At 65.0% G+C, this 5,723-nt stretch carries 4 protein-coding genes; all 4 read left to right on the forward strand.

The window, feature by feature from the left end:
* Window positions 1-287 precede the first annotated feature (287 nt).
* The 4 genes from AC04MI_RS23070 (at window position 288) to AC04MI_RS23085 (ending at window position 5,579) form a co-directional block, all read left to right on the forward strand.
* Complete coding sequence (locus AC04MI_RS23070) at window positions 288-926, forward strand: DUF2325 domain-containing protein (protein ID WP_436079126.1); 639 nt, start codon at window positions 288-290, stop codon at window positions 924-926.
* A 118-nt stretch (window positions 927-1,044) separates the two neighbouring features.
* Window positions 1,045-2,556, forward strand: a complete 1,512-nt coding sequence (locus tag AC04MI_RS23075; protein WP_476498802.1) for a sigma-54 interaction domain-containing protein — start codon at window positions 1,045-1,047, stop codon at window positions 2,554-2,556.
* A gap of 151 nt (window positions 2,557-2,707) precedes the next feature.
* Entirely contained in the window at window positions 2,708-3,901 is a 1,194-nt protein-coding gene (locus AC04MI_RS23080; protein WP_476498803.1) for a substrate-binding domain-containing protein, read from the forward strand.
* A 193-nt stretch (window positions 3,902-4,094) separates the two neighbouring features.
* Window positions 4,095-5,579: an extracellular catalytic domain type 2 short-chain-length polyhydroxyalkanoate depolymerase gene (locus tag AC04MI_RS23085; RefSeq protein ID WP_476498804.1), complete on the forward strand. Its 1,485-nt coding sequence runs from the start codon at window positions 4,095-4,097 to the stop codon at window positions 5,577-5,579.
* The last annotated feature ends 144 nt before the right edge of the window (window positions 5,580-5,723 follow it).

Here is a 5,723-nt window from a genome sequence, read left to right on the forward strand (position 1 = left end):
TGCTGATCGTTCCGCGCCTGCTGCGCCGTTGGGCTGCCCGCAAGATGGCGCTGGCAGAGGCCTGAAGCCGTGGCGAGGCCCCAGGCTCGCACCCATAAAAAAAYCGCGCCATCGGGCGCGGTTTTTTTTCGTCCAGACGGCGCGGGCAGATCCGTGCCGACGATTTTCTTGGCAAGCCAGACCCCCAGGCGCTGTGCTCCCGGAGCCCTCCCCACCAGGTGGCTTGCTGTGAACTCGGGCTGAATCGTACCATAAAATGCGAATAGTTCTTATTTGCAGGATGGCGCATGTCTTCATTTCCCCAGGAGTTTCTGGTGCTTTGTCGTCAATTGGGCGAAGCCCAGCGGCGTTGCAGCGCGGCCCTGACGGCGCAGGCCGCCGAGATCCAGGCGCTGCAGGCCGAGGTGGTGCGGCTGCGTGGGGCGCTGGTGGTGCGCGATACGCGGCTGGCCATGGCGTACGACGAGCTGGCGCAGCTACGGGCTGCTGTGCCGGGTCTATCCCGCCGTCAGACCATGGCACGCCATATCGCTGTGCTGGCGGAGCGCATTGCCACCTTGTCGCGGGAATGCCTGCGCTGGCGACTGGCGGCGCAGTCAGACACCAGGGCAGTGAGCCACCCGGAGCAGGGTGGGGCAACCAGCGCCGCGCCCCCGGATGCTTCGGCACACCCCCGCAGGGTGCGCGTGCCCGTGGTGGTCGAGGCCCATCCGGACGCAGACGCGGGTGCGACGTTTGACGCCAGCCTGGCCGCCGCTGACCTGGTGATTTGCCAGACGGGCTGCATTAGCCACGACGCCTACTGGCGCGTGCAGGACCAGTGCCGTCGCACGGGCAAGCCCTGCATCTTGGTGGACCAGCCGCTGGCAGCATGTGAGGCGTCCCTGTACACCTCTTTGACTCCTGTTTTGGATAAAAACGCCTGATAGCGCTAGTGCCATTTGCCTAGGTAGCTATCTAATTTGTAGCGTCATGGCTCCATGCCGGGCGTCTGCTGCCTGTGGGGGCAGATCCTGCGCCCCGCCAGCGCGCTACCATCCGCGGATGCCTTTGCTCGCTGATGACGCCCCCGCACTGCCGCTGGATGCCCAGGGCATTCTGGAACTGGCGGCACGCTCCATGTTCCAGCTGTTCTCCAGCGTCAGCCAGGGCATGTTCCTGGTGGATCGCAGCGGGCGCATCGTGTGGGTTAATGAGGGCTACCAGCGCTTTCTGCCGGACCTGGGTTTTTCGTCGGTGGACCAGTTCGTGGGCCGCACGGTGGAAGAGGTCATCCCCAACACACAGATGCGCCGCGTGCTCGAAACGGGCCAGCCCGTGCTGATCGACCTGCTCACCAACAAGGCCGGCACCTTCGTGGTCAGCCGCATCCCGCTGCGCGACGATGCCGACCGCGTGATCGGCGCCATTGGCATCGTGCTGTTCGACCATCCCGAAACCACGCTGCAGCCGCTCATCAGCAAGTTTGCGCTGCTGCAGCGCGACCTGGACGACGCCCGGCGCGAGCTGGCCAGCCAGCGCCGCCGCAGCCTGGCGGTGGCCGGCGACGGCGAGCGGCGGTCCAAGTACACCTTTGCCAGCTTCATCGGYWSCAGCCCSGCSGCGGYSGAGGTCAAGCGCCAKGCGCGCCGYGCMGCGCAGTCSASSAGCCCKGTGCTGCTGCTGGGCGAGACGGGSACSGGCAAGGAGCTKCTKGCSCATGCGATCCAYGCRGCSTCCASSCGSGCCARKGGSCMGTTCGTCAGCGTCAACATCGCSGCCGTGCCSGACACGCTGCTCGAGGCCGAGTTCTTCGGCGTGGCGCCTGGCGCCTATACCGGCGCCGACCGCAAGGGCCGCGACGGCAAGTTCAAGCTGGCCGATGGCGGCACGCTGTTCCTCGACGAAATCGGCGACATGCCCCAAAGCTTGCAGGCCAAGCTGCTGCGGGCGCTGCAAGAGGGCGAGATCGAGCCGCTGGGCAGCAACAAGCTCGTGCCCTTCAATGTGCGCATCCTGGCCGCGACGTCGCGCGATTTGGCGTCGCTGGTGCGCGAGGGCAAATTCCGCGAGGATTTGTTCTACCGCCTSMAYGTGCTGCCSGTGCGYGTGCCGCCGCTGCGCGWGCGGCGCAGCGACATWCCKGCSYTGGTCGARGCAYTGGGCGAAGACCTGGCCCTGCGCAACGGCACCGCGCCGCCCGAGTTGCTGCCCGATGCAATGGCCCTGCTGGCGGGCCAGCCCTGGCGCGGCAACATCCGCGAGCTSCGYAACGTGCTGGAGCAGGYSRYGATGYGCAGCGACTCGCAGYSCATCGACGCCGCGCAGCTCGARCGCATCCTGCGCGAAGCGGGCGTGGAGCCCGCCGCCCCCGCCCCGGTGCAGGACCCGGGCCACGCCGCCGATGCCGAGGACGAAAGCCGATACCTGCGCCCGCTGGCCGAGCAGGTGGCGGAGCTGGAGCGCAAGGCCATCGCGGCTGCGCTCAAAGCCCATGGCGGCAACAAGCTGGCCACTGCTCGCCAGCTGGGCATCTCGCGCGCCACGCTCTATGGACGTCTGGAAAACCCTGAATAAAAATCAGGCAAATGTCTAAAAATTAGACATTCAATGTGTATTTAAATCAGGCAGTGTCGCCAGGGTGTCAGCAAAAGTATCTTTGAAATCAAGCACTTGGCTGCTGGCACAGACTGTGCAATAAAGAAGCATCACAACAGGAGACATCGCCATGCACCGTCGCACTCTGGTCGCCCTCGCTTCCGCAGCCGTTACCGCCGCCGCACTTTCTGCCCCCGCGTTCGCGCAGACCGGTGAAATCCGCATTGCCCACGTGTACAGCAAGACGGGTCCGCTGGAGGCCTATGGCAAGCAGACCCAGACCGGCCTGATGATGGGCCTGAACTACGCCACCGGCGGCAGCATGACCGTCAATGGCAAGAAGCTCGTCGTGATCGAGAAGGACGACCAGGGCAAGCCTGACCTGGGCAAGAGCCTGCTGGCCTCGGCCTACTCGGATGACAAGGCCGACATTGCCGTCGGCCCCACCTCCAGCGGCGTTGCCCTGGCCMTGCTGCCSGTGGCCGAGGAATACAAGAAGATCCTGSTSGTGGAGCCCGCSGTKGCCGAYKCSATCACCGGCGACAAGTGGAACAAGTACATCTTYCGCACTGGCCGCAACAGCAGCCAGGACGCGATCTCCAACGCCGTGGCCATCGACAAGGCGGGCGTGACGGTGGCGACGCTGGCGCAGGACTATGCCTTCGGCCGCGATGGCGTGAAGGCCTTCAAGGACGCACTCAAGAACGCCAAGCTGGTGCACGAGGAATACCTGCCCACCACCACCACCGACTTCACCGCCGGTGCCCAGCGCCTGATCGACAAGCTCAAGGACGTGCCCGGCCGCAAGGTCATCTTCATCATCTGGGCCGGTGCAGGCAACCCKTTCAAGATCGCYGACATGGACCTCAAGCGCTATGGCATCGAGATCGCCACCGGCGGCAATATCCTGCCCGCCATGRCKGCSTACAAGMRYTTCCCSGGCATGGAAGGCGCYACGTACTACTACTTCGGCATCCCSAAGAACCCCGTSAACGARGCCMTGGTGGCTGCGCATTACAAGSAGTTCAAGRCMCCGCCRGACTTCTTCACGGCCGGCGGCTTCAGCTCTGCCATGGCGCTGGTCACGGCCCTCAAGGCCACGAACGGCGACACCAACACCAACAAGCTCATCAAGACCATGGAGGGCATGAGCTTCGAGACGCCCAAGGGCAAGATGACCTTCCGCAAGGAAGACCACCAGGCCATGCAGAGCATGTACCACTTCAAGATCAAGGTGGACCCGGCCTTTGCCTGGGGCGTGCCCGAGCTGGTGCGCGAGATCAAGCCTGAAGAAATGAACGTGCCGATTCGCAACAAGCGATAAGCCGGTCTTTCGACTCCGCTAGCGAGTTGGCGAGTTAGCGAGGCCCGTCGGACAGGACCACCGTCCTGCTCCTTCGGGGTCCATCCCGCAGGGGCGGCCGCCCCTCTTTTTCCAGTGAATTGATGCATGAACCCCCGGGTGTACACGGGGGCTGGGTCGGTTTTTCTCAAAAATTATTTGGAGACAAGACAACATGGCTTTCAATTTCATCCGGGCGGCAGCAGCAGGGGCTGCGATGGCACTTTGTGGCGTGGGCAGTGTTCACGCTGCCGTCAACCTGCCAGCACTCAAGATCGACAAGACACAGACCACGGTATCGGGCCTGTCCTCGGGCGGCTTCATGGCCGTGCAGCTGCACGTGGCGTATTCGGCCACCTTTGCCAAGGGCGCGGGCGTGGTGGCGGGCGGCCCGTTCTATTGCGCGGAGGGCTCGGTCGTCAACGCCACCGGGCGCTGCATGGCCAGCCCGGCAGGCATCCCCACCAGCACGCTGGTGAGCACCACCAACACCTGGGCCAGCCAGGGCGTGATCGACCCCGTGGCCAACCTGCAGAACTCCAAGGTCTACCTGTTCTCGGGCTCGCTCGACAGTGTGGTCAAGACCGGGGTGATGGACGCGCTGCGCACCTACTACAACAGCTTCGTGCCCGCCGCCAATGTGGTCTACAAGAAGGACATTGCTGCCGAACACGCCATGGTGACGGACGACTACGGCAACGCCTGCTCCACCAAGGGCGCGCCCTACATCAGCGACTGCAACTTCGACCTCGCCGGTGCCATGCTGCAGCACCTGTACGGCACGTTGAACGCCCGCAACAACGCCACCCTGCCCGCCGGCAATTACATCGAGTTCAACCAGAGCGAGTTCATCACCAACCATGGCATGGCCACCACGGGCTGGGTCTATGTGCCCCAGGCCTGCCAGGCGGGCGGCACAGCCACCTGCAAGCTGCACGTGGTGCTGCATGGCTGCAAGCAGAACATCAGCGATGTGCAGCAGCAGTACGTGCGCAACACCGGCTACAACCGCTGGGCYGACACCAACAACATCGTGMTGMTSTAYCCGCAGACCAGCACCGCMGCCACCAACAGCTGCTGGGAYTGGTGGGGTTATGACAGCGCCAACTAYTCCAAGAAGTCGGGCCCGCAAATGGCGGCTGTCAAGGCCATGGTGGACCGCGTCTCCAGCGGCACGGGCGGCACCACGCCCCCCGACCCTGTGGCCCTGCCAGCCCCCACGGGCGTGAGCACCTCGGGCGCTACAGCCAGCAGCATGGCCATCGGCTGGGCCGCTGTCACGGGCGCGGCCAGCTACAACGTGTACCGCAACGCCAACAAGGTCAACGCGCTGCCTGTGACTGCCACCAGCTACACCGACACCGGTCTGGCCGCGTCCACCACCTACAGCTGGACGGTGCGCGCGGCCGATGCCAACGGGGCCGAGGGCGCCACATCGGCCGCAGCTTCGGGCACCACGCTGGCCGCATCGGGCGGCGGCACCGCCACCTGCACCACCGCCAGCAACTATGCACACACCCTGGCCGGGCGCGCGTACGCCGCCGGGGGCTACACCTATGCGCTGGGCTCCAACCAGAGCATGGGCCTGTGGAACGTGTTCGTCACCAACACCTTGAAGCAGACCAGCACCAACTACTACGTGATCGGCACCTGCCCCTAAAGTGCCGGGGCGCGCTGCCGCAGGGCAGGGCGCCCCACCCATTCCATCGATTGACTCAGACCGTGAAAGTGAACCCCCACCCATGAGCACCTTGGCCACCAAGGACTTGACCATCCGCTTTGGCGGCCACGTGGCGGTCAACGG

The organism is Acidovorax sp. LjRoot204 (assembly GCF_056175785.1).

Coding starts and splice junctions, on each gene's coding strand:
- AC04MI_RS23070 (WP_436079126.1), top strand. CDS start 288: ATGTCTTCATTTCCCCAGGAGTTTCTGGTGCTTTGTCGTCAATTGGGC.